Source organism: Kutzneria sp. NPDC051319 (genome assembly GCF_040682195.1).
Taxonomy (GTDB): domain Bacteria; phylum Actinomycetota; class Actinomycetes; order Mycobacteriales; family Pseudonocardiaceae; genus Kutzneria.
Genome location: NZ_JBFBAM010000100.1, coordinates 1 through 26,295, shown reverse-complemented (window position 1 = coordinate 26,295; position 26,295 = coordinate 1). Strand labels below are relative to the sequence as shown.

Sequence of the window (26,295 nt, the reverse complement as noted above, 5' to 3'; positions counted from 1 at the left end):
TGCTCAGGCTGCCGGCGGCTCGGCGGTGGTCTGAGGGAACAGCCATGCCCTGGACATGGTCGACTCACCACTATTTTCGGGTCAGTCACGCTCTCCGGCACACCGAAATACGGTTTCGGGCAGAACCGAGACCCGAGGCCCAGATCTGCCCGAAACCTACATTCGCACTGCCCGAGAGCGTGACTCGCCGGGGTCAGGAGACCGGCACGAGGGTCCACTTCTGGTTGGCGCCGGGGTTGGCGGACCACTGGATGATGGCCGCGCCGTCGGACAGGGAGTTGTTGTAGGCGTCCAGGTTGAGGCCGCTGGAGGCGCTGACGATGCCGAGGCGGTTGGGGCCGGCGTCGACGAGCCGCCAGCGGGAGTTGGCGTTGCCGTCGTCGTGGTACTGGATCAGCTGGGTGCCCTGGGTGGTGGAAGCGCCGGGCACGTTGAGCAGCTTGCCGCTGTTGGCGTTCACGATGGTGTACAGGCCGTTGCCGACGGCGTTCAGGGTCCAGAGCTGGTCGGACCGCTCGTTGTCCTCCCACTGGAGGACATTGGCCCCGTCGGCGGTGGAGTCGTTGTCGACGTCCACGCGGCCGCCGCTGTTGAGGTTGACCAGCTTGTAGCGGGTCCCGGCGTCGACCACCGGCGTGAGGTGCCACTGCTGGTCGGCGGAGCCGGTGCCGACGGTCTGCACGACGGAGCTGACGCCCGCCCCGGCGACAAGACCGTTGGAAGCGCTGGTGATCGCGCCGCCGGTAGCCACCCGCCACTGGGCGGCGGAGCCCGTGTCATGGGACTGCACGAGCGTGGCCCCGGGTGTGGAGTTGGGCACGGTGAGCAGACGGCCGGTGCTGCGGTTGACCAGCTTCACGGTGCCGGCCCCGGTCGACACGGTCTGCCACTGCTGCGTCGCGGCCCCGTTGGCCGGGCGCTGCACCACGGCAGAGCCGTCGGCCGACGACGTCACGTCGAGAGCCCCGTTGGCGTTGGCCACTGTGTAGTACATGCCGGTGTAGTGGAAGCCGGCGGCCGGCACGACCCGCAGCAGTCGTGACGCGTGCGGCGCCAGGGAGGCGCTGAACGTGTCGGTGGCGGTGCCGAGGTCGGTGTGCGTCCACAGGTCACGCACCGAGGCCGTGCCGCCGAAGCCGAGGTCGCTCCAGCGGGCGGTCACGGTCGCGGTGCCGCCGGTGAGGTTGAACAGCGCCACGGTGTAACTGCCGTCGGCGTTGCCGGTGGCCCAGGTCTGCGTCTGGGTCAGCCGGTCCACCGGCCGGGCCGCGTTGCCGCGCTGGTCAACGGCCAGCACCTCGTCGTTGGTCAGCAGCGACAGGTCGTCCGCGGTCAGCGCCGTCAAGTCGGTGCCCAGCGTGATGGGGGAGGCGGTGACGGCCCACAGCGTCATGGCGGTGCGTCGCTCGTCAGCGGTGAGCCCGGTGTTGCTGCCGCCGATCTCCAGCGAGTCCGGGTCGTTCCAGCCGCCCGCGCTGGCCCAGTCCGTCCAGTTCGGCAGGTCGCCGAAGCGCTGGGCCACGTTGTTCCAGTTGGTCAGGGTGCTGCAGTAGCACTCGACGTCGCCCTCGATCCGCCAGCCGTTGGCGTACTGCTTCCAGGTGGCGGCGTCCGACAGCGCCAGCGAGTTGGACAGCTCGAAGTGGATCGGCCGCCCGGCCTGGTTGAGCGCCTGCGACCAGTGCTGCACGTCCGGGATGTCCCAGTCGCCGACCCCGTCCAGCTTGATGTAGTCCACGCCCCACGACGCCAGCTGATCGGCCCAGGAGTTCAGCCACGCCTGGGCAGCGGCCGGGTTCTTGCTGTAATCGATGTAGTACATCGAGCCGTTGCCGTAGTTGTAGTTCGTCTCGTAGCGGCTGGTGTCGGAGACGATGTCACGGGCGTGCCACGTGGTGCCCTCGATGGGCGTGTTCTGCTGGTACGCGGCGACCGGGATGCCGGGCGTCAGGTACATGCCGAACTTCTCGCCCTGGCTGTGCACATAGTTGGCGACCGCCGCCATGCCGTGCGGGAAGCGGGCCGGGTCGATGGCCCAGCGGCCGCCGGAGTCCACCGTGGTCGCCGGGTTGAGGTAGTAGAAGTCGTCGATGTTGAGGTAGGTGTAGCCGTGCGCGACCAGGCCGCTGTCGTGCATGGCCCGCGCCTGCGCCTCGATGTTGGCCTCGGTCGGATTGCTCCGCACGAAGCTCCAGCTGCTCCAGCCCAGCTGCGGCGCCGACGCCACGCCGTTGGCCTGCCTCGGAGCCAGGCCGCCCGACGCGGTCTGGTTCGGAGCGGCCTGAGCCGGCATGGGGAGTGCGCAGAGCAGAGCCGCGCACAAAAGTGAATGTGTCAACCGTCTGAAGGACAACGCCCACCCTCACAGGGTCCGGGGCGGCGGAGACGACGTCACGTTGTCATACGCGCACGCCATGGTCAAGACGCCGTTTGGTTCGACAATGTGAATCAGCGGTTTTATCCGTGTTACCGCTTCAGAACGTGAGAAGTTGACCGTTGTGTCAATTGAATCCACGGCCGACCGGTGTCGTCGAGATGGCGGGCCCGACGAAGCCCGGCCCGGCCGGGGCGACTCAGACCGCGTTCTGCCGCCGCTGCACCGGGATCCGCCGGGACTTCCGGGCGGCCAGCGCCGCGGTCTCCCAACGCTCCGACGGGCAGCCGAGCACCTCGCTGAGCCAGTTGCGCCAGTACGGCCCCGGGATGCGCTTGCCGCGCTCCCACCGCGACACTTCCTCCCTGGTCACCGCGTCGTTGCCGGACACCCCCGCCAGCTGATCGGCCAACTCGTACTGGGTCAGCCCGTGCTGCCCCCGCAGATGGATTATCAACTCGCCGATGGACAGTTGCGCCCGCATTCCAGTGCCGCCGATCACGTTCCACTCCCTGCTGCATGCGCCGGAATAGTGGATCCACGCGCGTCACATGCTCACCGCCCAGGGATCGTTTCGGATCCTATCGGCGGGTGCCCGCCATAGCTACGGTCCGTGCACGGTTTGTCGAAGAGTTTTACCGGTGTTGCCGGCACCGGCTGAACGGAACTCACGCGCAATACCCGGAATGGAGTAGATCGGGCCCCTCGGAGGCGGTGCACGCCCGCCCGCACGCGCATTCGACCGCCGCCGGGATGATGGGTTGTCCGCGCACGAAAACGGGCCGCCGCCGGGAGAATCCCGGCAACGGCCCGTTCGCGTCGGTCAGGTCAGCTGTTGACCATCTTGCGCAGCACGTACTGCATGATGCCGCCGTTGCGGTAGTAGTCGGCCTCGCCTGGGGTGTCGATGCGCACCACGGCGTCGAACTCGACCTTGCTGCCGTCGGTCTTGGTCGCGGTGACCTTGACCGTCGACGGCGTCGAGCCGTTGTTCAGCTCGGTGACGCCGGTGAAGTCGAAGGTCTCCGTGCCGTCCAGGCCCAGCGACGCGGCGTTCTCGCCGGCCGGGAACTGGAGCGGCAGCACGCCCATGCCGATCAGGTTGGAGCGGTGGATGCGCTCGAACGACTCGGTGATGACCGCGCGCACGCCCAGCAGGCTGGTGCCCTTGGCCGCCCAGTCGCGCGAGGAACCCGAGCCGTACTCCTTGCCGGCCAGGATCACCAGCGGCACCCCGGCCTCGATGTAGGCGGCCGACGCGTCGAAGATGGTGCTCTGCTCACCGTCGGCCAAGAAGTTGCGGGTGAAGCCGCCCTCGACGCCGTTCAGCAGCAGGTTGCGCAGCCGGATGTTGGCGAAGGTGCCCCGGATCATCACCTCGTGGTTGCCGCGGCGGGACCCGTAGGAGTTGAAGTCCCGGCGCTCGACGCCGTGCTCCGACAGGTACTTGCCGGCCGGGGAGTCGGCCTTGATGGAGCCGGCGGGCGAGATGTGGTCGGTGGTGACCGAGTCGCCCAGCAGCGCCAGCACGCGGGCGCCGGAGATGTCGGTGACCGGCGTGGTCTCCAGCGCCATGCCGTCGAAGTACGGGGGCTTGCGCACGTAGGTGGAGTCGCCGGCCCAGTCGAACGTGTTGCCGGTCGGCGTGGGCAGCGACTGCCACCGCTCGTCGCCCGCGAACACGTCGGCGTAGTCCTTGGTGAACATCTCGGCGGTGACCGCGGTCGCGATGACCTCCTGCACGTCCTGCGGCGACGGCCAGATGTCGGCGAGGTAGACGTCCTTGCCCTCGTTGTCCACGCCGATCGGGTCGTTGCTCAGGTCCAGGTCCATGGTGCCGGCGAGCGCGTACGCGACCACCAGCGGCGGGCTGGCCAGGTAGTTCATCTTGACGTCGGGGTTGATCCGGCCCTCGAAGTTCCGGTTGCCCGACAGCACCGAGACGATCGCCAGGTCGTTGTCCTGCACCGCGGCGGAGATCTCCTCCGGCAGCGGGCCGGAGTTGCCGATGCAGGTGGTGCAGCCGTAGCCGACCAGGTTGAAGCCCAGCTTGTCCAGGTACGGGGTCAGGCCGGCCTTCTCGTAGTAGTCCATGACGACCTTGGAGCCCGGCGCCAGGGTCGTCTTCACCCACGGCTTGCGGGACAGGCCGCGCTCGACGGCGTTCTTCGCCAGCAGCGCCGCCCCGATCATCACCGACGGGTTGGACGTGTTGGTGCAGGAGGTGATGGCCGCGATGCCCACGTGACCGTGGTCGAGCGTGGTCTCGGTGCCGTCCTCCAGCGTCACGGACACGACCTTGTGCGGGCGGGCGCCGTTGGCGGCCGCATTGTGCGCCGGGGCGTCGCTGGCCGGGAACGACTCCTCCAGCTCCTCGTCCACGTTGTCGTCGGCCTTGACGTAGTTGCGCACGTCCTGCTGGAAGCGCCGCTTGGCGTCGGTCAGCGCGATGCGGTCCTGCGGGCGCTTCGGGCCGGCGATCGACGGCACGACCGTGGACAGGTCCAGCTCCAGGTTCTCGGAGTAGACCGCCTCGGCCTCGTCGTCGTGCCAGAGGCCCTGCTCCTTGGCGTACGCCTCGACCAGCGCCACCTGCTCGGCCGAGCGGCCGGTGAGCTTGAGGTAGTCCACCGTCTCGCCGTCGATCGGGAAGATGGCGCAGGTGGAGCCGAACTCGGGGCTCATGTTGCCGATGGTGGCGCGGTTGGCCAGCGGCACCGCGGACACGCCCGAGCCGTAGAACTCGACGAACTTGCCGACCACGCCGTGCTTGCGCAGCATCTCGGTGATGGTCAGCACGAGGTCGGTGGCGGTGGCGCCGGCGGGCAGCTCGCCGTGCAGCTTGAAGCCGACGACGCGCGGGATGAGCATGGAGACCGGCTGGCCCAGCATGGCGGCCTCGGCCTCGATGCCGCCGACGCCCCAGCCCAGCACGCCGATGCCGTTGACCATGGTGGTGTGGCTGTCGGTGCCGACCACGGTGTCCGGGTAGGCGATGCCGTTGCGGACCATCACCACGCGGGCCAGGTGCTCGATGTTGACCTGGTGCACGATGCCGGTGCCGGGCGGCACGACCTTGAACTCGTCGAAGGCGCTCTGGCCCCAGCGCAGGAACTGGTAGCGCTCGCGGTTGCGCTCGTACTCCAGGTCCACGTTGCGCTCGAAGGCGTCGGGGCGGCCGAAGATGTCGGCGATGACCGAGTGGTCGATGACCAGCTCGGCCGGCGCCAGCGGGTTCACCTTGGCCGGGTCGCCGCCCAGCTGGGTGACGGCCTCGCGCATGGTGGCGAGGTCCACCACGCAGGGCACGCCGGTGAAGTCCTGCATGATCACCCGGGCCGGGGTGAACTGGATCTCGGTGTCGGGATCCGCGCTCGGGTCCCAGCTCGCCAGCGCACGGACGTGGTCGGCCGTGATGTTCGCACCGTCCTCGGTGCGCAGCAGGTTCTCCAGCAGGATCTTGAGGCTGTACGGCAGGCGCTCGGCGCCGTCGACCGCGCTCAGTCGGAAGACCTCGTAGGAGGCGTCTCCGACAGTGAGCGTGCCACGGGCGCCGAAGCTGTCCTTGCTCGCAGGTGCAGTCACGTCAAACTCCATCGTGCGACGGCGCTGGTCAGTTCGGGAACGTAGGGACCGAGTGTCGCGCACCTTGGTGGGGTGCGCCGCCGGACCCTGCTCGGCTTTAACAGTACGCTTGTCCTGTATTGGCCTTCAAGTGGGGTCTTGCTCACGTGAATCTCTCACCCCGTATGTCACGATCTGGCGCCGGGAGGGGTGTCCGTGATCACTGTCGACGGGGTGTGGAAGCGCTACGGCCGGGGGCCGATGGTGCTGACCGGGATCGACACCGCCCTGGCCCCGGGCTCGGTGACGGCGGTGCTCGGCGAGAACGGCTGCGGCAAGTCCACGCTGCTGCGCATCGCGGCCGGCATCACGGTGCCGACCAGAGGCGCCGTGCGTGGACGGCCGGTGTCGGTGTCGTACCTGCCAGAGCGCTTCCCCGACCAGCTGCGGCTGTCGGCCCGCGCCTACCTACGGCACTTCGCACGCATCCGGCGGCTGCCCACGCGGGTCGAGCTGCTGGACCGCCTCGGCTTCGCCGGCGACCTGGACCAGCCGATGTCGGAGCTGTCCAAGGGCAACGCGCAGAAGGTCGGCCTCACCCAGACGTTCGGCCCCGTCGGCGGATTCCTCGTGCTGGACGAGCCGTGGGCCGGGCTCGACATCGCCGCCCGAGCAATCCTCAGCGACCTCGTGCGTGAGGCCGCCGACGCCGGCGCGACGGTGCTCGTCACGGATCACACGGGCGCGGCGGCGAAGCTGCCCGGGGCGACTGTGTACCGGATGACCGAGGGCCAGCTGCGGCCCGTGGAGGATGTAGGGCTGGTCGAGGTCGTCGTGACGTGCACATCGGAGGCCGCCGACCAGATGGCGAAGCTGCCCGGCGTGCAATCGGTGCGGAGGATGCCGTGATCCGCTACCTGCTGGCCGACCTGTTCAAGTCGCAGCGGTGGCTGCCTCCGGTGTTCGTGTACCTGGCCATGACCGGCGTCCTCTACGGCGGCGACCCCGGCACGCCCCTGCCGCCGTACGGCGTGTCGGCGATGGTGCTGTTCCCGTTGGCGGCGTGGGTGACCGTGGTGCTGGTCAACAACGAGGATCCGGTGCAGCGACACGTCACCCTGGCCGCCGTGGGCGGATGGCGTCGGCTGCTCGGCGGTCTCGTCGGGGCGGCGTTCGTTCTCAACGGCGCGCTGGTGTTGTTGGCGACGCTCGTGCCCGCGGTGATCCACCACCACCCGTACGCGCTGTCCGACGTGGCCCTCGGTTTCACGGCGCACGTGATCAGCGCTGTGACGGGGATCGGGCTCGGTGTGCTGTGTGCGAGGCCCCTTATCCCGACCACGGGCTGGTCGCTGGTGGCGGTCGTGGCCGTGTCGCTGGTGTTGCTCGCGGCGGCCAACCGCCTGCCGCCCGTCGGCGCCATGGCGCACCTGCTGTTCGACAACGGCCCCGTGCCGCTGGTGAGCGTCGCCGTGCAGGTGGTGATCGCCGCCGTGGTCGGCGCGGCGTGCGTCGTCGTGGCCTACCGCGTGGGACGACGTCGCTTCTAGTGGTCCGTTTGGGCCAATACGGTGATTGGACTGCTCCCTTCGCGTCGAACGGCGCAAGGTCGCCCGTTGACGCGCCGACAACCTTGTCAGGAGCACATCGCCGTCCACGAGGGAGGCGACCCATGAGCAGGTCGAAGCACGAGCCATGGCCCGACATGCCGGCGCCGGACTTGCCGATCCCGTACCCACGACGACCCGTGCAGCAGCGCGGGTGAGCTGGTTGGCGTGCGGGCCACCGCTTCCCCTTCACCAGGTGGCCCGCACGCCGGCTCACGGGCGGGGGGCTGCTCTCCGCTACGAAGAGGCAACGTAGCGTGGCCCGGATACCCCCTCGGTGTTCTGTCACCCGATGTGCCCAGCGGGTGCGGGTATGCGTGCCATTTGACGCAGACGAACGCCGTAACCGCGGTTAGCCTTGCCCGCGACGGGGCCGGAGGACCGGCGGCGACCTACGATGGCCCGGCGAAGATCGCGAGCAACGGGGGAGGCGCGTGGTGTCTGCTGGGCGACCGCAGCTGCCGGAAACCGTGCGCAACCGGCTGGTGGCGCTGCTGCTCGACGTCGACGAGCTCCAGGACACGAGCACCCGCGGCCTGATCGCCAGCGAGCTGCGCAACCGCCTCGGCCCCGGCTTCGACATGCCGACCCAGCTCAGCGACCGGATGTACACGATCGCCCTGGTCGAGGAGTGCCAGCGGCACTACGGCGGCCTGCGCAAGCTGGTGGACGCGCTGCGCCTGTTCCTGGCCGGGCACTACCTCGTCGACGAGGCGGCGGACCTGGTCGCCGGGCACATCCCGCTGGAGATCCTGCTGCCGGCCGAGCGCGCGGACCTGCGCAAGCTGCTGTCGCCGCTGACGTCCGAGGTCGACGCGCACAGCGTGTACCGGGCGGCCGCGGGGCCGCTCGCGCCGCCGCTGGAGTCGGCGCCGGACGACCTGCTCGGCGTGGCCGACGAACTCGTCAACATGATGACCCCGCCCGGACAGCTGCCCCCGCTGCTGAACTTCGTCGAGTTCCTCGCGGCCTTTGTGGACGGTCGCGGGCCGAGCGCGCAGGCGTTGCGCCGCTGGAACGCCGATGTGGCGCGCCGCTGTGGACTGCCCCAGCAGCTGGTGGTCGTGGCGGCGGAGAACGCGACCCTGTACGTCACCAAGCGGATCGGCCGCGCCTCGGTGCTGGTGCAGATCGAGGAGGACGGCCTCGACCACAACCGGTTCCAGGTGTCGGTGTGGCTGTGGCTGGACACCGACAGCCAGACGCTGGCGCGTGACGACCGGTCATACACGCTGGAGGAGATCCGCGGCGTCATCGACCGCGCGCTCCAGGACTGCACCAGCCTGCTGGCCACGCACGCCGTGGAGCCGATGGTGGAGTTCATCCTGCCGCACCGGCTGCTGGTCGCCGACGTGGACACGTGGCTCATCACGCACGGCAGCCCGTTCGGCGGGCGCCTCGGCGTGTACTACCCGGTGGTCGTGCGCAGCCTCGACCGCCTGCGCACCACGTCGCTGCCGCTGCGCAAGCAGTGGCAGGCGAAGTGGCGGTGGCTGCAGGAGCACAGCGGACTGCACCCGGAGTCGGCCGTGCGGTGGCTCGGTGACGAGGACGGGCGTGACCCGCAGCGGCTGTACCGCGAACTGGCCGGGGAGCAACCCGTGGCGGTCGCGTGGCACGGCCCGCCGCCACCGGAGCACCAGGCCGTCGACTCGGTGCTGGGCGCGGCGGTGTGGGCCGGCACACCGGTGGCGCTGTGGTGCCGTGAGCACCATGGCGAAGGCGGTCACCTCCAGCTGACCGACATGCTCACCAAGGGGCAACTGCCCGGCCTGCCGGACAACGCGCTGCGCGCCCGCAAGGAAGCCGACGCCCCCAGCGCCCTCGAAGACCACTGCGGCAACCACCTCAGCCTGCTCTGGGACGACCCGTCCCGCCTGCCCGAGCCGCGTTTCGGGCTGTCCGCGCCGAGCTCAACGGGAGGATCCCCACCATGACCGGGGACGAGGACTGGCTGATCTACCGGGGCGCGGGCGAGCCGCACGACGGCATCGACCGCCTCCCGCCGCCGCCGCGGTGGCGTGAGTTCGGCGGCCTGCCCCTGGTTGAGCCGCGGCTGGGCACGGACGGCTCCGGCGGGCGCAAGCTGGGCGAGCAGGAGCGGGCCACCACCTACCGGGCCGACAACGAGGTCACGGAGATCGTCAACGCGGCGCTGTACCTGCGCCGGCCCCTGCTGGTCACCGGCAAGCCCGGCACCGGAAAGTCCACGCTGGCCTACAGCATCGCCCATGAGCTGAAGCTGGGTCCCGTGCTGCGCTGGCCCATCACCAGCCGTTCCACGCTGGAGAACGGCCTCTACCGCTACGACGCCGTGGGCCGGTTGCAGGACGCGGGCCTGCGCCAGGGCAGCGCGCGTCCGTTGCTGCGCACGGGAAGCGGGGAGCCCGCCGCGCCGCCGAGCATCGGCCGCTACATCCGTCTGGGCAAGCTGGGCACCGCCCTGCTGCCGCAGGAGCGCCCCCGGGTGCTGCTCATCGACGAGATCGACAAGAGCGACGTCGACCTGCCCAACGACCTGCTCAACGTGTTCGAGGAGGGCGAGTTCGAGATCCCGGAGCTCACCCGCCTGCCGGACGACCAGGCCACGGTCGAGGTGATGATCGCCGACGGCACCGACCGCGTGCCGATCCAGCGCGGCCGCGTGCGCTGCAACGCCTTCCCCGTCGTGGTGCTGACCAGCAACGGCGAACGTGACTTCCCGCCGGCGTTCCTGCGCCGCTGCCTGCGCGTGGACATTCGCACGCCCAACCGCCAGCAGCTCACCGACATCGTGGCCGCGCACCTGGGCCCGGAGGCGGTGACCGCCAGCGAGGACGTGATCGACCGCTTCCTGGAGGACCGCCGCGGCGGCGACCTGGCCAACGACCAGCTGCTCAACGCCATCTACCTGGCCGCCTCCGGCGGCCGACCGCCCGAGGAGACCCGGGCCCGGCTGCTCGACGCCTTGTTGCGGCCGCTCAGCCAGCCGGGCCAATGAGGCTCGAACGGCTCGTCGACGCGCTGGCGGCGGCCGGGGTGGAGGTCACCGGCGAGGAGCTGGCCGACGCCGTCTGGCTGGCCGGCTTCCTCGGCGACGGCCGTCCCGCGCGCCCTGGCGAGCCGCTGCCGGAGCGGGAGCCGCTGCCGCCGCCCGTGGAGCCGGAGGAGCAGGCGTCGCCCGGCGGCGCGACCGAACCCAAGCGGCGCTTGGGTTCACGGCCGTCGCCCGGGGCCACGGAGGTGCCGGCGTCGTCCGCGTCCATGCACCTGCCGGGGCGCGGCGGCCACGGCGACGGCATGAGCGCCCTGACGCTGCTGAGCCCCGCGGCGCCGGCGCTGCCGGACACGCTGCGGCTGTCGCGGGCGCTGCGGCCGTTGAAGCGGCGCGTGCCCGATCCGCACCGCCTTGTCGTCAACGAGCAGGACACGGCCGACCACATCGCGGACACGGGGCTGTGGCTGCCGGAGTTCCAGCCGGAGATGACGCGGTGGCTGGAGGTCGCGCTGGTCGTCGACTCCGGGCCGTCCATGCGCATCTGGCGGCGCGCGGCGGCGGAGCTGCGGGTGTTGTTGGAGCGCATGGGGGCGTTCCGGGACGTGCGCGTGTGGGAGATGGACAGCCGTGCCGACGATCCGCGGCTCCAGCGGCCGGGCTCGCCGAGCCGCAGTGCCCGTGAGCTCATCGATCCGAGCGGTCGTCGGCTTGTGCTCATGCTGAGCGACTGCGTCGGCGAGGCCTGGCTTTCCGGCGCCATGTCACGGTTGTTGGCCCTGTGGTCGAAGTCGGGGTCGGTGGCGATCGTGCAGCCGCTGCCGCAGCGGCTGTGGCATCGCACCGCCGTGGTGCCGGTGCCGGTCCGGCTGCGGGCCTTCGAGTCGGGGCTGCCGTTCCGGCGTTTTGAGTTCGTGCAACGAAATCAGGGTTTCGGTGCACCGCCCATGACGGGGATTCCGGTGCCCATCATGGAGCTCGATCCCAGGTGGATAGGCCGATGGGCCTCGTTGCTGGCCGGAGAGAACCGCGGCTGGGTCGACGGTGTGGTAGTACTGGCAGGGGGAGAGGTCGGGGCCCGTCCGGAGTGGATGGTCGACACCCCGCCGGACGGCCCGCTCGATCTCGTGCAGGCCTTCCGGGCCACGGCGTCTCCCACGGCCTTCCGACTTGCCGCGTACTTGGCGACAGCTCCGCTGAGTCTGCCGGTGATGAGGTTGGTGCAGGCCACGATGCTGCCGGAATCCGGGCCGGCGCACCTGGCCGAGGTGTTCCTGGGACAACTGCTGCACCGGGTCGGGGACGAGCGGGCCCACGAGGATCCCGACCAGGTGCAGTACGACTTCCGCAAGGGAGTCAGGGAAACGCTGCTGGGCACACTGCGCCGGGACGAGGCCGTGCGGGTCTTCGGCGAGGTGTCGCGGTTCGTCGGCAGCCGGATGGGGCAGCCGCTGGACTTCGCGGCCATGCTGGCCGATCCGTTCGGCCACGACGGCCCGCGGCTGTCCACCGACAGCATCGCGTTCGCCCAGGTGCTCAAGACGGTGCTGGAAGCGTTGGGGCCGCCCTATTCGCAGGCGGCCAAGCGCTGGAGCCGACTGGCTCCGGCGACCGAGGACGAGTCGTCGCCGTCCGTGGTGGAACTGACCACATTGGACGGTTCGGAGACAACAGCGCAGATTCCCGATGGGGAGGTGGTGACCGAGGAAACCGAACGCACGGAGCGGATGGCGACGCAGATCTGCCTCAGCTACCACCCCCGGGATTTCGCCTGGGCGGAATGGCTGCGCTGGGAGCTGGACCGCCTCGGCTACGCCGTCGTGATCAGGCCGCTGTCCGAGGCCTCCACCCCGGACGGTCTGCGCCGGCTCGCGGCGGAGGCGCTGGAGAACGGCCGGTACGTCATCACCGTGATCTCCGCGAGCACGGTCGCGCTGCCCTACGCCGGGGAGGCGTGGCTGCAGGCGCTGATCGACAGCCCCGACAGCCGGGGCCGGGTGCTGGCGGTGACCGTGCACGCCGGGCTGCTGATGGCCGAGATGGTGGACCGGATCGACGGGGTCACCTTCGAGGGCAAGGACGCCCGCACGGCGCTCAACGCCATCGTGGACTGCCTCGGCCGCGTGGCCGCCCGTCCGGTGCGCACCACGCCGCCGGAGGTGCTCCGCTTCCCGCCGCCGCCGTTCCCGGGCGACGACTCGCACGTCGGCGAGCCGGACAGCCAGGGGCCGGTGTGGGTGCTGACCGAGATCCGCTCGGGCGGCCGGTCGCTGCTGGCCCGCGGGGGCGCGGACGGCGCGGTGCGGCTGATCGACGTGGCCACCGGCCAGACCGTGCTCAACCTGGAGGGCCACACCGGCCCGGTCCGGGTGCTGGCCGCCGTGCCCGGGGCCGACGGCGATCACGACCTGATCGCCAGCGGCGGCGTGGACGGCATCGTCCGCACCTGGGACCTGGACTCCGGCGCGCTGCGCCGGGAGAGCCGGTTCCTCGAAGGCGAGGTGTGGGCGCTGGCCACGGTCCGCGTCGGCGGCCGGATGTGCCTGGCCGGCACGGGATCCGGGTCGATGATCCAGCTCTGGGACCCGGAGAGCGGTCAGCGGCTGCGCACCCTGGTGCGTCGCGGCGGCCGGGTGTGGGCGCTGGCGCCGGTCGAGGTCGGCGGCCGCGAGCTGCTGGCCAGCGGCGGCGCCGACGGCACCATCCGGCTGTGGGACCCGGAGACCAGCACGGTGCTGCGCACCATCCAGGCCCACCGCAGCACGGTGTGGGCGCTGACCACCATCACGGTCGAGGGCGAGTCGCTGCTGGCCAGCGGCGGCGCGGACGGCATGATCCATCTGTGGCACCCGCGCACCGGCGCCCTGGTCAACTCGTTCGTCGGGCACGTCAGCACCATCCGCACGCTGGCGGTGGTGTCGACCCCGCACGGCGACCTGCTTGCCAGCGGCAGCGCCGACAGCACGGTGCGGCTGTGGAACCCGCGCACGGCCCGGGACGGCGTCGAGCACCGGTTCAGCCACCACACCGGGGAGGTGTGGGCGCTGGCCGCGGTCGAGGTCGACGGCCGGGTGCAGTTGGCCAGCGGCGGCGTGGACGGCACGATCCGGCTCGCCGACCCGGTCACGTACCAGACCGACGAGCTCCAGTCCGTGCGGTCCAGCGCGGTGTGGGCGCTGACGTCCGTGCTGCTGCCGGACCGGACCCTGCTGGCCAGCGGGGCCCTGGACGGGTCCGTGCACCTGCACGAGCTGTCCGGCTTCTCCGAGGAGCGGACCCTGCGCGGGCACCGCAGCACGATCCGGGCGCTGGCCTCGGTGCCCGGGCCGGGGCGAGTGCTGCTCGCGACCGGGTCGTCGGACGGCACGGTGCGGATCTGGGACGCCGACACCGGCGAGCACCTGTCCACCCGGGCCGAGCACACCGGCGAGGTGTGGACGGTGACGCCGCTGCTGGTCAACGGCGAGCGCTTCATGGCCAGCGGCAGCGCCGACGGCACCATCCGGCTATGGCCGCTGGACCGGGCCGAGGAGTCGCAGGTGCTGCGCGGGCCGGCGGCCGAGGTGGTGTCGCTGGCCGCGGTCGACGGGACTCGCGGGCCGTTGCTGGCCAGCGCGGACAGCGACGGCCGGGTGCTGCTGTGGGATCCGGCGTCGTGCGAGCTGCTGGGCACCTTCGACGACGGCCTGGCCGGCGTGGTCACGCTGACCGTCGTCGACGGCCGGCTGGCCGCCGGCTGTCAGGACGGCACCATCGCGGTCGGCGATCCCGGCGACCAGGCACGGTTGGTGATGGACAGCGGACTCGGGTACGTCGGCGCGCTCGGGCCGGCACGGGTCGGCGACCGGCGGCTGCTGGCCAGCGGCGGCTTCGGCGGCCTGATCCAGTTCTGGGACGTGCGCACCGGCGAACTCGTCGGCGAGTACCAGGCCCATGGCGGCACCGTGCGCGCGCTGACCCGTGTGCGGGTGGACGGGCAGCCGCTGATCGCCAGCGCCAGCGACGACGGTGACTTCCTGCTGTGGGATCCGCAGAGCCGGATGCGGGCCCGGTCATGAACATGGTGAGAGAAAAGGAAACTTCGGTGCGGAGGCTGGACGCGCTCGACTGGGTGGCCATCGGGCTGCTCGCGGTCGGCCTGGTGTTCCTGGCGACGGGGCTGCTGCCGCTGGCGCAGGCCCAGGCCACGATGGTCCGGATCGGGCCGATCCTGGTGTTCCTCGGCGCGGTGATCGTGCTGGCCGAGCTGACCGCCGAGGCCGGGGTGTTCGACACCATCGCCATCCGGCTGACCATCCTGGCCCGCGGCAACTTCGTGCTGCTTTTCCTGCTGTGCGTGCTGTTCGCGGCGATCACCACCGCCACGCTCAACCTGGACACCACGGCCGTGCTGCTCACGCCGGTCATGCTGGCCGTGGCGGCGAGGCTGGCGATTCCGGGCGCTCCGCTGGCCATGACCACCGTGTGGCTGGCCAACACCGCGAGCCTGCTGCTGCCGGTGTCCAACCTGACGAACCTGTTGGCCATGAACCGGGTCGCGCTCAGCGCCCCCGCCTTCGCGCAGCGCATGGTGTTGCCCGAGCTGGCCTCCGTGGCCGCGACCGCCGTCTGCCTGTGGATCTTCTACTGGCGCCGGGGCCGACGCGGCATGGACCGCTATGAGCCGCCCGTCGCCCCCAAACCGGCCGATCCCGTCCTGTTCGGCATCTGCGCCGTCGCCTGCGTGATCTTCATCGCCGGCGTCGTCGCCGGCCTCGAACTGGCCATCGTGTCGCCGGTCTGCGCCGGCGTCGTGGTCATCGCCTTCGCCTTCCGCAAGCGGGGTTCCCTGCGCTGGAGCCTGCTGCCGTGGCGGCTGTTGGTGTTCGTCACGGGCTTGTTCTTCGTCGTGCAGACCATCAGCGACCTCGGCCTGGCCGGCATCATGCACGCCGTCATGGGCGGCGACAACGGCCCCGCCGGCATCTTCCGCGCCGCCGGCACCGGGGCCGGGCTGTCCAATGTGCTCAACAACCTGCCCGCCTACACCGCCGGCGAGGCCGTCGTTCCCGTCGCCAACCATGACCAGCTGCTCGGCCTGCTGATCGGCACCAACGTCGGCCCCATCGTCACGCCGTGGGCCTCGCTGGCCACCTTGCTCTGGTACGAGCGCTGCCGCTCGGCCGGCGTGAAGGTGGCCTGGCCTCGCTTCCTGCGCACCGGCCTGGTCACCGCACTCGCCTGCCTCGCCGCCGCCACCGCCGCCCTGGTGCTGACCAGCTGACACCGGCTGATCAGGCGAATTTCGGGTCCGAACCGCACCGGCCCCTTGCTCGGCGTGATCGATTCACTACAGAGTGGCCGGCATGTCTCCCCTGCGTGCACTAGCCATCGGGGTCGCCGCGCTGACCGTCGCCGGGACGGTCACCGCCGCCGGCGCCTCGGCGACCACCGCGAGCCATGGCCCGTCCAACCACGTCGTCGGCGCGTACTTCACCGCTTGGGAGCACGATGCCTTCCCGGTGTCGCAGATCCCGGCCGCCGTCACGAATGTCTTCTACGCGTTCGGCGGCATCTCGAACGGGGTCTGCGCCGCGCCGGACGCCGGCAACGCCGCCGACTTCGCGGCGTTGAAGCAGCTCAAGGCCGCGCGCCCGAACCTGCGGGTGTCGATCTCCATCGGCGGCTGGGGCGCGGGCGGCTTCTCCGACGCCGCGTTGACCGACGCCTCCCGCAAGAAGGTCGTCAGCTCCTGCCTCACCACCTTCTTCACGACCTACCCCGGCACCTTCGACGGCGTCGACATCGACTGGGAGTTCCCGGTCTCGGGCGGCCCGGCGGAGATCACGGCCCGGCCCCAGGACAAGGCCAACGCGACGTTGCTGGCCAAGGAGTTCCGCCGCCAGCTCGACGCCCTGGGCGGCGGCCACAAGCTGCTCACGGCGGCGCTGCCGGCGGGACGGCTGCAGACGGGCACGGGCAAGTACGGCGACCCGTACGACCCGGCGGCCAGCTTCGAGCTCGGCAGGATCGCCAAGGTCCTGGACTGGATCAACCTGATGACCTACGACATGGGCACGGGCTTCTCGCCGGTGTCCACGTTCAACGCGCCGATGGCTCAGGTGCCGTCGGATCCGCTGGGCCAGCCCATGAAACGCTGGAACAACGTGACCGGCGCGGTGCGGTACTACGAGCAGCACGGGGTGCCGGCCGACCGCATGGTGCTGGGCGTGCCGTACTACGGCCGCGGTTTCCACGTGACGCAGGCCGGCCCGAACCACGGCCTGTTCCAGCCGTGGGACACCGGCTTCGACCCGGGCAGCTGGTCCGACATCAAGTCGAAGCTGCTGACCGACTCGGCCTGGGAACAGCACTGGGACGCCAACGCCCAGTCGCCGTGGCTGTACAACCCGAGCCAGCAGGTCTTCGTCAGCTACGAGAACCCGCGCTCGATCGGCATCCGCTCCGACTTCGCCCGCAAGGCAGGTCTGCGCGGCGCGTTCACGTGGGAGATCGCCGAGGATGACGCCCAGCACAGCATGCTCAACGCCATGGCCAGGCCTTGGTGATCAGTCCTGGTCCAGCAGTGACGCCAGGACGTTGATCACGTCGCCGTGCAGCGCGTCGACGTCGAGACTGTCGTCGCCCTCGATGCGCTGCACGGCGGTCAGCAGCGCGGCCAGGCCGCCGTTGCGGGTGACGCACGTGCGGACGATCGCGCGAACGTCCGTGCGGGCGCGCGGGCTGCGCGGGATCGACACGCGGATCTGCATCGGCAGCTCCTCGACGACGTCGCGCCGCGCCATGTCGTCCACCATCGCCGGCACCCGCAGGAACGCCTCCGCCAGCTCGTGCAGCGCCTCGTCGGGGGCGCTGCGCATGCGGTGCTGCGGCCAGCGGGTCCGGGTAGCGGCCAGCAGCGACGGCGACTGCCGGATGGCGTGCACGAGCTGACCGACGAGCCGCTCACCGCCGGCCACCACCTGCACCACGCCCTCTTCGGCCTCCAGCACCAGCGGCAGCCGCTCCGGCTTGGGCACCACGGCCTGGGTCACGCCGCCGCGCAGCCAGCCCATGCAGTCCGTCTCCTTGGCGCTGACCTGCACCTCGGCGTAGCTGCTCGGGGCGGCGGCCGGCTCGCCGCGCACGACCTCGCGGTAGAAGTCGTCCGACACGATCAACGACAGCGGGGCCTCGCCTCGCTTCAACGCGTCCCGCACCGGATGGCTGTCCACCAGCCGGCAGGCGTGGATCACCGACGCCGCCGACGCGCCCGTCTCGTCGAAGAACACCTGCCCGTGGTGCAGCGCCACCCGCAGGCGGATCTGCGCGCCGTCGGCGTAGCGGCTGTTGTGCTCGCGCAGCAACATCTCCAGCTCCTGCGGCAGCTGCCGGACCAAGCGGCTCTCCGGCACCTCGGGCGCCAGGAAGACGACCATGCCGTCGCCGGTGTCGTTGTGGTACCCCGCCTCGTAGTCGTGCCCGAGGGCGCCGAGCGTGGCGGTCAACATCTCCCGCACACCGGCGCGCACCACCCGGCGGTGGTCCTCACTGCGGTGGCCACCGCTGAAGCTCTCCACATCGACCACCAGGATCGCCCGGTACACCGAAGGCTGACGCTCTGACATCCGTGTGGTGCCCTCCCAGCAACTACTCTTGCCGAACACCATAGGGGAGGTGATCGCGCTGACCGGTCCGGCCGGCACGTTCTGGGGGCGGCTGTCATCGGCCGAGCAGGCCGCGTTCGCCGCGGCGGCCACGCGCAGCCGGTTCGCGGCCGGCGAGGTGATCGTCGGGCAGGGGGAGCAGACCAAGCAGGTGTACGTGGTCCTGAGCGGCCACATCAAGGTCATCGCGGGGGCGGCGGCCGGGCACGGCGTGATGCTGGCCGTGTGCGGGCCGGGGGAGGTGCTCGGCGAGCTGTCGGCCATCGACGGCCGGCCGCGGTCGGCGACGATGACCGCGATCGACGCCGTCGATGTGCTGTTGCTGCCGGCCGTGCGCCTGGAGGGCCTGTGTGACGCGCACCCCAAGATCGCCTGGTCGCTGCTGGAGGTCATCGCGCGGCGGCTGCGCGAGACCGACCAGCAGCGCGCCGAGTACGGCGGCGGCAGCACCATGCAGCGGGTCGTGACGCTGTTGCTGGATCTGGCCAACCGGCTGGGCAAGCTGGCGGCCGACGGCGTGCACATCGCCTCGCCGTTCACCCAGCAGGAATTGGCGGAAACGGCCTCGACGTCACGGGAATCGATGGCCCGGGTGCTGCGTGAGCTGCGTGAGGAAGGGGTCATCACCACCGGTCGGGGGCATTTCGTGATTCACCGGATGGAGCGCCTGCGCGAACTGGTGCGCTAGACCCCGGTGGCCCCGTCCACGGCCTCCCGCAGCAGGTCGGCGTGCCCGTTGTGCCGGGCGTACTCGTGAATCATGTGGTGCATCACCAGCCGCAGTGACACATCCTCTTCCCACCGCGCGTTGTAGGCCGTCACGTCCAGGGATTCCGCCTTCTCCTCGATACGCCGCGATTCCGCGACCTCCGCCTCCCAGGCGGCGAAGGCCTCGTCCCGAGTGGCGCCGGTGGCGTCGTAGGCGACCTGGTAGTCCATCGAGTCGGAGTGCACGAGGCCGATGGCCTCGCCGTTGATCACGATGCGGAACCAGGTCCGCTCTACCTCGGTCATGTGCCGCACGAGGCCCAGCAGCGACAGTGTGGACGGTGGACTGGCCTGGCGGCGCAGCTGCTCGTCGGTCAGACCCTCGCACTTGAGGGCCAGCGTGGCGCGGTGGAAGTCGAGGAAGGCCCGCAGCGTCTCGCGTTCGTCGCCGCGCAGGGGTGGGCCGATGCGTTCGGATGTCACCGAGACAGCGAACCACAGGTGTCCGCCATGCAAGTGCACGGCGAAATTTCCCGGTGGAAGTTCCGCTGTGTGTCATGTGACGCAGAACTCGGTCGGCCACCGGTCTACAAAGGTGGTATCTGCCTGATCGGGCAGGTAGAGGAGGGGACCAGCGATGAACAAGCAGAACGAGGAGCGCCGGCCGTACAACCGAGTCTTCGCCCGAGTCGTCCTGACCGTCTTCTTCACGGCGGTGCAGCTCTGGGCCATGGTGGTCCTGCTGACCCAGCTCCACGTCGGCGGCGTGGTCGCCGTGGCTCTGGCCGCCGTGATGGCCGCGGGCGTGCTGGCCGCGATCTACGGCTGGCAGGAGGTCCGCGCGGCCAGCCGCCAGCAGGTCGGCGACGACGAGCTGTCCGAGCGCGTCCGCCTGACCAGGGACAACACCCGGTTCCTCGACGACTTCTACCCGATCGAGCAGCGCCAGCGCCGGCGGGACGAGCGGGACAAGATCGCGGTCTGAGGGGGCCGTGGACCGGGGGTGAGCAAGGCGCAGGGGGGAGGACCGCCCGTCCCGCCGTCGGGGTGCGGGGCGGGTGCGCCGAAGATGAGCCGTGGCGCTGCCTGGCAGGGGCAGGCAGCGCCACGGTTCATTCCTTTTCGGCGAAAGCTCGACATGAACACCCGCCGCGAGGTTAATCTCCGCCAATGCAGCTGCCGTGGCGGACTTCCGCTCGCACCGGCCTGAGCAGCGGCAGTTCCGTCGTGGTGGCGACGGTGACCGGTCTGCTCCTGGCCTTCGTCGCCGCGTCGGCCGTGTTGTGTGCGGTGAGCACCGGCAACGCCGCGCTGAGTTACCAGGTCGGGCGCACCTGCCCGCAGTCGCTGGCGGCGTCGGTCAACGGGCTGGCGGCGCCGCCCGACCAGGTGGCGCGAATCGCCCAGGACGCCAGGGAAGTGGCACGACAGCAGGGTTTCCCGCAGACGCTGTTCGGCGCGTACACCCAGCCGACCCGTCTCGCCGTCGGCGACCAGCAGACGCCGTACCTGCGGGTCGGCTACCGCGACGACGCGATCCCCAATCTGCACGCGATCCAGGGCGGCGCGACCACCGGCACATGGCTGGCGCGGACCCCCGCGCACGACGGCCATCTCGGGCTGGGCTCCCTGGGCAGCGCGATCCCGCCGGTGACGGCGATCTACCAGGACCTGGCCGAGCCGGTCGCGCCGTTCTGGTGCTCCGAGGTGACCTCGGTCGTGGCCAACCCGCTGGCCGGCGATGGCGGGAGCGCCACGACGGCGTTCCTGCCGTCGCTCGCCGACGTCGCGCGGTTGGGCGAGCGGCTGAACGTCTCGGTGCGCTTCCCGGTGGCCACGCCGAACACGCTGTCGGAGGCCCGGGAACTGGCCGCCCGCAGCGACCGGCTGGCCGACGCCCTGCGCAAGAAGTTCGCCGCCGACGGCCTCACCGCATACGCCCCGGTGCGGCAGTCGTTCGTGGCCCCGCTGGCCGAGGCGGCGAAGGCGCAGAACAACGTCATCGCGTTCGTGCTTCCGCTGACGGCGATCAGCCTGCTGGTCGGTCTGGTCGGCGTCGGCGCGATGGCGGCGCAGTGGTGCCAACGCCGGCAGGCCGTGCTGCGGCTGCTGTGGGCGCGGGGCAGCTCCCCGTTGGCCTTGGGAGCCAAGGCATTGCTCGAACTGGTCGGCCCGCTGGTGGTCGGCGCGGTCGTCGGCCTGGTCGTCGCCCGGTTCGCACTGCCTTGGTACGCCCCGGTTGCCGAGCTGGACGCCGGCACGACGACGTGGGCGGTGCTGGTCGTGCTCGGCGTTGTCCTCTGCGCCGCCGCGGTGCTGACGGGGACGGCCGCCCTGCGGACCCACCGCATGTTCCAGGCGCCCCGCCGCCGGCGGATTCCCCGTGTGCTGCGGCTGATCCCGTTCGAGTTGCCGGTCGCGGTCGCGGCGGTGTTCTCGGGCCTGAGCCTGACCCGGTCGGTGCCCTCGACCGGCGGCGCCACACCGCCGCTGGACGCCTTCGCGCTGGCGTTCCCGGTGTTGGTGGTCGTGGTGATCGCCGGCGTCGCCGCGCGGCTGGGCCGGTTGCTGCTGGTGTGGTCGCACCGGATGAACGTGTGGTCCCTGCCGTCGGTGCAGCTGGCCGTGCGCCGGCTGGCGGCGGCCAGCACCGCGGCGACGGGTGTGGTGCTGGTGGGGGTTTTGGCGGTCGGCACGCTTGCCGTCGGCAGCAGCGTCAATCACGCCGAGCAGAACGCCTTGGCCAGCAAGTCCGGCAACAAGATCGGCGCGACGACGTCGGTGCAGATCTCCACGTCGTTCGGGCAGAGCAAACAACCGCTGCCGGCCGCGGTGGCCGCGCACGGCACCGTGGTCGGCGTGGTCGACCGGGGCATCAGCAACATGGTCGCGGTCGATCCGGCGACCTTCGCCAACGGCGCGTGGATCGACCCCGGCCGCCGCACCGAGATGCTGGACCTGGTGAGTCAACTGGGCCATGGCGCGGCGATCGCGGTGGGCGGGGCCAAGATCGGCTCGTCGATCAGCATCCCCGGGTTCACGCCGCTGCACACCATCGGGCAGCTGCCGGTGTTTCCCGGTATGCCGTACGACATCGGCTACGTGACAGCGCGGTCGGACAACACCACCGCGTCGGAGGTCAACTCGTTCTTCCTGTGGTCCAGCCAGGACTCGACGACCGTGCTCAACCAACTGGCCGCCGCGCACATCGATCACATCAGGTACCAGACGACCGACATGGCCCTGGACGCTCTGCCCTTCTACACCGTGGCCTGGACGTTCGGCTACATCGCCTCGGTCGGCGCCCTGCTGGCGGTGATCGCGGCGGCCTCGCTGCTGCTGGCGGTCGGCGCGCGGCGCAAGCAGACGGCGTTGTCGGGTGCGCTGGCGACCCGGATGGGGTTGCGGCCCAAGACATTGGTCGTCAGCCACCTGCTGGAGTTCGGCGCGGTGGCCGCGTCGGTGTTGGCGGCCGGCGTGACGGTCGGGCTCGTCGTCGCCGCGTTCTCCTTGCCACGCTTGGATCCCGCGCCCTGGCTGCGGCCGCTGTCGGTGCTGCCGGACTCGGTGATGTTCGTGCTGGTCGCGGTGGCGATCGGGCTGGCGGTGGTGGCCGTGGCCGGGTGGATCGCGGTGCGCGGGGTGCGCACCGCCCGAGTCGGGGAGCTGATCCGTGGCTGACGTCCTTGCCGCGCAAGGGGTTGGCGTCGACTATCCGACGCCGGCCGGCGCCGTGACGGCCATCGACGGCGTCACGGTCGCGGTGCCCGACCAGGGCATCACGGTGTTCGCCGGGCCGTCTGGCTCCGGCAAGTCGACGCTGCTGCGGGTGCTGGCCCTCGTGGAGCGGCCGACCCGGGGCGTGGTGGAACTGAGCGGTGAGACGGTGAGCACGCGCTCGCACCGGCAACTCCGCGCTTTGCGACGCCAGACCATCGCGCTGATGTTCCAGAGCCCGCTGGAAAACCTGCTGCCGGAGCTCACGGCCGCGCAGAACGTGATCGCCGCCGCGCAGAGCGCCGGCCAGACCCCCGATCTCGACCTACTGGGTGTCGTCGGCCTGGACGGCATGGGCGACTACCGGGTGCCGGCGCTGTCCGGCGGGCAGCAACAGCGGTTGGCGCTGTGCTGTGCGCTGGCCCGTGATCCGAAGGTCGTGCTCGCCGACGAGCCCACGTCGCAGCTGGACGACACCTCGGCCGGACTGGTGCTGGAATCGCTGAAGGTGTTGGTGGACCGGGGAGTTCCGGTCGCCGTCGCCTCCCACGACGACCGGGTGATCGAACTGGCCGACCGTGTCGTGCGCATGAGATCTGGGCGGGTGGCGTGATGGCGTTGGTGGCCAACGGGATCGGCCGGTCCTTCCGGCAGGTCGAGGTGCTGCGCGGGGTGGACCTCGCGGTGGCGCCGGGGGAGTTCGTCACGATCGGCGGGCCTTCCGGCTCCGGCAAGAGCGCGTTGCTGTCCATCTTGTGCGGTTTCGACCGGCCGGACGTCGGCAGTGTGCTGATCCGCGACGTGGTGATGGATGGCGCGCCGAGCTGGCAGCGGTGTGCCGTGTTGCCGCAGGCCCTCGGGCTGGCCGGCGAGCTCACCCTCGCGGAGAACACGGCGTTGCCGTTGCTGCTGACCGGATCGCCCGACGCGCGGGCACGCAGCGTCGACGTGCTGACCGAGCTCGGCATCGGCGAGCTCGCCGACCGGTACCCGAACGAGGTGTCCTACGGCCAGCAGCAGCGGGCGGCGCTGGCCCGGGCGATCGTCGGGCAGCCGGACGTGCTGCTGGCCGACGAGCCCACCGCGCACGTCGACCACGCCAGCGCCGAGGTCGTGCTGACGGTGCTGCGCCGGGTGGCCGATCGTGGCACGGCGGTGATCGCGGCGACCCATGATCCCCGCGTGCACGCGGTGGCCGACCGCAAGCTCCGGCTGGACAAGGGCCGTCTTGTGCCGTAATCAGGAATGTATGCAGGGCCAGGAAGGCATGCGGGAGGCGATGCGGATCATCGGCGGGGCCCGGCGCATCACCGTGCTCACCGGGGCCGGGGTGTCCACGGCGTCCGGCATTCCCGACTTCCGCGGGCCGAACGGCGTGTGGACAAAGGATCCCGAGGCGCAGCGGCTGTCCTCGCTGCCGGACTACCTGGCCGATCCCGAGGTGCGCCAACAGGCCTGGCGCAGCCGGGCGGTGCACCCGGCCTGGACCGCCGAACCCAACGCGGCGCACCGGGCGCTGGTCGACCTGGAGCACTCGGGGCGGCTGCGGGCGTTGCTGACGCAGAACATCGACGGCCTGCACCAGCGGGCCGGCTCCGGCCCGGAACTGGTCGTGGAGCTGCACGGGTCGCTGACCGAGACGGAGTGCCTGAGCTGTGGCGACCGTCGCCCGATGAGCGAGGCCCTGGCCCGGGTCGCCGCCGGCGAGGCCGATCCGCCGTGCGTGGTGTGCGGCGGGATCATCAAGTCGGCGACGATCTCGTTCGGGCAGGAACTCGACCAGGACGTGCTGAGGCGAGCCCAGCGGGCGGCGCTGGACTGCGACCTGTTCCTCGCCGCCGGCACCTCGCTCACCGTGCATCCGGCGGCCGGGCTGGTCGGGCTGGCGGCCAAGGCCGGCGCGCAGGTGCTGATCTGCACCGCCGAGCCCACCCCGTACGACGACATCGCGGCGGCGGTGGTGCGGGAGCCGCTGACCGAGTCGCTGCCCGCGCTCGTGGCCGCTGAAACGATCGAGCCCCAGGGGCGCCTGTCGACGTGGGGCGATCCGGCCACTTGGTAGCTAGGCTGCTGTGATGCGGGTCCCACTCACCGTCAGTGACTTCCTGGACCGTGCAGCGACGGTCCTCGCCGACAGCGTCGCGATCGTGGACGAGCCGGCCCAGCCGGCCGATCCGGTCGCCACCACCACCTACCGCGAGCTGGCCGGGCGGGTCCGCGCCTGGCAGGCCGGCCTGGACCGGCTGGGCATCGGCGAGGGCGAGCGGGTCGCCGTCGTCAGCCACAACTCCGCGCGGCTGATGGAACTCCTGCTCGCCGTGCCGGCCAGCGGACGGGTCTGCGTGCCGGTCAACTTCCGGCTCAGCGCCGCCGAGATCGGCTACATCGCCGAGCACAGCGGCGCGTCCGTGCTGCTGGTCGATCCCGAGCTGGACTCCTCGCTCAAGGCGGTGACCGCGCCGCACCGGTTCGTGCTCGGCGCGGAGACCGAGCAGCTGATGCTGGCCGACGTCGAGCCCCGGCCGTGGTCAGAGCCGGACGAGGACGCCACCGCCACGATCAACTACACCTCCGGCACCACCGCGCGGCCCAAGGGTGTCCAGCTCACGCACCGGAACATCTGGACCAACGCCGTCACCTTCGCGATGCACACGCGGGCGTGGGAACGCGACGTGTACATGCACACCCTGCCGATGTTCCACTGCAACGGCTGGGGCATGCCGTACGGGCTGACCGGCGTCGGCGCCCGGCACATCGTGCTGCGCAAGGTCGACGGGGCCGAGATCCTGCGCCGGGTCGAGGACCACGGCGTGACCCTGATGTGCGGCGCTCCGGCCGTGTGGAACGCCGTGCTGGACGCCGCCCAGACCTGGACCGGCGAGATCCCCGGCCGGGACAAGGTGCGCATCGTCTGCGCCGGCGCCCCGCCGCCGACCCGGACCATCGCCCGGGTGCAGGACGAACTGGGCTGGGAGTTCCTCCAGATCTACGGCCTGACCGAGACCTCCCCGCTGCTCACGTTCAACCGGACCCGGCCGCAGGACCTGGATCTCCCGCCGCTGGAGCGCGCCGCCAAGCTCTCCCGGGCCGGCGGCCCCGCCCTCGGCGCGCGGATCGCCATCTCCGACAGCGGCGAGGTGCTGGCCCGGTCCAACGTCGTGCTGGCCGGCTACTGGCAGAACCCCGAGGCCACCGCCGACGCCCTGGAGGACGGCTGGTTCCACACCGGCGACGGCGGCTCCATCGACGACGAGGGCAACGTCGTCATCTCCGACCGCCGCAAGGACGTCATCATCACCGGCGGCGAGAACGTGTCGTCCATCGAGGTCGAGGACTGCCTGTTCAGCCACCCCGCCGTCGCCGAGGTCGCCGTCATCGGCGTGCCCTCCGAGAAGTGGGGCGAGACCATCAAGGCCCTCGTCGTCCTGGCCGATGGCTCAGTCGTCGACGAGGCCGACCTGATCGCCCACTGCAAGCAGCGTCTGGCCGGCTACAAGGCCCCCACCTCGGTGGAGTTCCGCGACTCCATCCCCCGCACCGCCACCGGCAAGATCCAGAAGTACAAACTCCGCGCCCCCTACTGGTCCGCCCACACCCGCCAGGTCAACTGACCCCCGCGAGTAACGGGGGCCTGTGACGGCCGCTGTTGATGCGGGAAAATAGGCCGGCGTCCGTCCGGGACGCCGACGTGACTGTGATGCCTCG

At 71.0% G+C, this 26,295-nt stretch carries 19 protein-coding genes; 14 read left to right on the top strand and 5 right to left on the bottom strand.

Annotated features, from left to right (window positions below):
- Positions 1-193 precede the first annotated feature (193 nt).
- From AB0M73_RS45785 to acnA, 3 genes are all read right to left on the bottom strand, one after another.
- Positions 194-2,293 carry an alpha-galactosidase gene (locus tag AB0M73_RS45785; RefSeq protein WP_363905848.1) on the bottom strand — a complete coding sequence of 700 codons (2,100 nt, stop codon included), beginning with the start codon at positions 2,291-2,293 and terminating at the stop codon, positions 194-196.
- 280 nt (positions 2,294-2,573) lie between these two features.
- Positions 2,574-2,876, bottom strand: coding sequence for a helix-turn-helix transcriptional regulator (locus AB0M73_RS45780; RefSeq protein WP_363905846.1), 303 nt, complete (start codon positions 2,874-2,876; stop codon positions 2,574-2,576).
- Between the two features lie 326 nt (positions 2,877-3,202).
- Positions 3,203-5,959, bottom strand: coding sequence for an aconitate hydratase AcnA (gene acnA, locus AB0M73_RS45775; protein ID WP_363905844.1), 2,757 nt, complete (start codon positions 5,957-5,959; stop codon positions 3,203-3,205).
- A 195-nt stretch (positions 5,960-6,154) separates the two neighbouring features.
- Between acnA and AB0M73_RS45770 the strand changes: the two genes are divergently transcribed.
- The 7 genes from AB0M73_RS45770 (at position 6,155) to AB0M73_RS45740 (ending at position 17,067) form a co-directional block, all read left to right on the top strand.
- Positions 6,155-6,847, top strand: coding sequence for an ABC transporter ATP-binding protein (locus AB0M73_RS45770; protein ID WP_363905842.1), 693 nt, complete (start codon positions 6,155-6,157; stop codon positions 6,845-6,847).
- Positions 6,844-7,488 (top strand): hypothetical protein, encoded by a 645-nt coding sequence (locus tag AB0M73_RS45765; RefSeq protein WP_363905840.1) that lies wholly within the window; start codon positions 6,844-6,846, stop codon positions 7,486-7,488. Before AB0M73_RS45770 ends, AB0M73_RS45765 begins: the two co-directional genes overlap by 4 nt.
- A gap of 494 nt (positions 7,489-7,982) precedes the next feature.
- Positions 7,983-9,482, top strand: coding sequence for a hypothetical protein (locus AB0M73_RS45760; RefSeq protein WP_363905838.1), 1,500 nt, complete (start codon positions 7,983-7,985; stop codon positions 9,480-9,482).
- The gene (locus AB0M73_RS45755; RefSeq protein ID WP_363905836.1) at positions 9,479-10,525 is read left to right on the top strand and encodes a MoxR family ATPase; all 1,047 of its coding nucleotides are present in this window, start codon (positions 9,479-9,481) and stop codon (positions 10,523-10,525) included. The genes AB0M73_RS45760 and AB0M73_RS45755 overlap by 4 nt, the downstream gene beginning before the upstream one ends.
- Entirely contained in the window at positions 10,522-14,577 is a 4,056-nt protein-coding gene (locus tag AB0M73_RS45750; RefSeq protein ID WP_363905834.1) for an SAV_2336 N-terminal domain-related protein, read from the top strand. Before AB0M73_RS45755 ends, AB0M73_RS45750 begins: the two co-directional genes overlap by 4 nt.
- A 26-nt stretch (positions 14,578-14,603) precedes the next feature.
- Positions 14,604-15,782 carry an SLC13 family permease gene (locus AB0M73_RS45745; protein WP_363905832.1) on the top strand — a complete coding sequence of 393 codons (1,179 nt, stop codon included), beginning with the start codon at positions 14,604-14,606 and terminating at the stop codon, positions 15,780-15,782.
- An 82-nt stretch (positions 15,783-15,864) separates the two neighbouring features.
- Positions 15,865-17,067: a glycoside hydrolase family 18 protein gene (locus tag AB0M73_RS45740; protein WP_363905830.1), complete on the top strand. Its 1,203-nt coding sequence runs from the start codon at positions 15,865-15,867 to the stop codon at positions 17,065-17,067.
- Here the strand turns inward: AB0M73_RS45740 and AB0M73_RS45735 are convergent, their stop codons facing one another.
- Entirely contained in the window at positions 17,068-18,126 is a 1,059-nt protein-coding gene (locus AB0M73_RS45735; RefSeq protein WP_363905828.1) for a hypothetical protein, read from the bottom strand.
- A gap of 49 nt (positions 18,127-18,175) precedes the next feature.
- Between AB0M73_RS45735 and AB0M73_RS45730 the strand changes: the two genes are divergently transcribed.
- Entirely contained in the window at positions 18,176-18,853 is a 678-nt protein-coding gene (locus AB0M73_RS45730; RefSeq protein WP_363905826.1) for a Crp/Fnr family transcriptional regulator, read from the top strand.
- Here AB0M73_RS45730 and AB0M73_RS45725 read toward each other — a convergent pair.
- Positions 18,850-19,356: a DinB family protein gene (locus tag AB0M73_RS45725; protein WP_363905824.1), complete on the bottom strand. Its 507-nt coding sequence runs from the start codon at positions 19,354-19,356 to the stop codon at positions 18,850-18,852. The two genes, AB0M73_RS45730 and AB0M73_RS45725, sit on opposite strands and share 4 nt — an antisense overlap.
- A gap of 154 nt (positions 19,357-19,510) precedes the next feature.
- On the opposite strand from AB0M73_RS45725, the gene AB0M73_RS45720 reads away from it, so the two are divergent.
- The 6 genes from AB0M73_RS45720 to AB0M73_RS45695 all read left to right on the top strand — a co-directional run bounded on the left by AB0M73_RS45720 (position 19,511) and on the right by AB0M73_RS45695 (position 26,201).
- Entirely contained in the window at positions 19,511-19,858 is a 348-nt protein-coding gene (locus tag AB0M73_RS45720) for a hypothetical protein (protein ID WP_363905823.1), read from the top strand.
- A gap of 185 nt (positions 19,859-20,043) precedes the next feature.
- On the top strand, positions 20,044-22,554 hold the full coding sequence (locus AB0M73_RS45715) for a hypothetical protein (protein WP_363905821.1): 2,511 nt from the start codon (positions 20,044-20,046) through the stop codon (positions 22,552-22,554).
- Positions 22,547-23,203, top strand: coding sequence for an ATP-binding cassette domain-containing protein (locus tag AB0M73_RS45710; protein ID WP_363905819.1), 657 nt, complete (start codon positions 22,547-22,549; stop codon positions 23,201-23,203). Before AB0M73_RS45715 ends, AB0M73_RS45710 begins: the two co-directional genes overlap by 8 nt.
- Positions 23,203-23,829 (top strand): ATP-binding cassette domain-containing protein, encoded by a 627-nt coding sequence (locus AB0M73_RS45705; protein ID WP_363905818.1) that lies wholly within the window; start codon positions 23,203-23,205, stop codon positions 23,827-23,829. The genes AB0M73_RS45710 and AB0M73_RS45705 overlap by 1 nt, the downstream gene beginning before the upstream one ends.
- Positions 23,830-23,839: 10 nt before the next feature.
- Positions 23,840-24,652: a Sir2 family NAD-dependent protein deacetylase gene (locus AB0M73_RS45700; RefSeq protein ID WP_363905816.1), complete on the top strand. Its 813-nt coding sequence runs from the start codon at positions 23,840-23,842 to the stop codon at positions 24,650-24,652.
- A gap of 13 nt (positions 24,653-24,665) precedes the next feature.
- Positions 24,666-26,201, top strand: coding sequence for an AMP-binding protein (locus AB0M73_RS45695; RefSeq protein ID WP_363905814.1), 1,536 nt, complete (start codon positions 24,666-24,668; stop codon positions 26,199-26,201).
- Positions 26,202-26,295 lie beyond the last annotated feature (94 nt).

Bases quoted from the DNA above. Each gene is read 5' to 3' on its own strand.
- AB0M73_RS45785 (WP_363905848.1), bottom strand. From the start codon at position 2,293: ATGCCGGCTCAGGCCGCTCCGAACCAGACCGCGTCGGGCGGCCTGGCT.
- AB0M73_RS45755 (WP_363905836.1), top strand. From the start codon at position 9,479: ATGACCGGGGACGAGGACTGGCTGATCTACCGGGGCGCGGGCGAGCCG.
- AB0M73_RS45750 (WP_363905834.1), top strand. From the start codon at position 10,522: ATGAGGCTCGAACGGCTCGTCGACGCGCTGGCGGCGGCCGGGGTGGAG.
- AB0M73_RS45740 (WP_363905830.1), top strand. From the start codon at position 15,865: ATGTCTCCCCTGCGTGCACTAGCCATCGGGGTCGCCGCGCTGACCGTC.
- AB0M73_RS45735 (WP_363905828.1), bottom strand. From the start codon at position 18,126: ATGTCAGAGCGTCAGCCTTCGGTGTACCGGGCGATCCTGGTGGTCGAT.
- AB0M73_RS45720 (WP_363905823.1), top strand. From the start codon at position 19,511: ATGAACAAGCAGAACGAGGAGCGCCGGCCGTACAACCGAGTCTTCGCC.
- AB0M73_RS45715 (WP_363905821.1), top strand. From the start codon at position 20,044: ATGCAGCTGCCGTGGCGGACTTCCGCTCGCACCGGCCTGAGCAGCGGC.
- AB0M73_RS45705 (WP_363905818.1), top strand. From the start codon at position 23,203: ATGGCGTTGGTGGCCAACGGGATCGGCCGGTCCTTCCGGCAGGTCGAG.
- AB0M73_RS45700 (WP_363905816.1), top strand. From the start codon at position 23,840: ATGCAGGGCCAGGAAGGCATGCGGGAGGCGATGCGGATCATCGGCGGG.
- AB0M73_RS45695 (WP_363905814.1), top strand. From the start codon at position 24,666: ATGCGGGTCCCACTCACCGTCAGTGACTTCCTGGACCGTGCAGCGACG.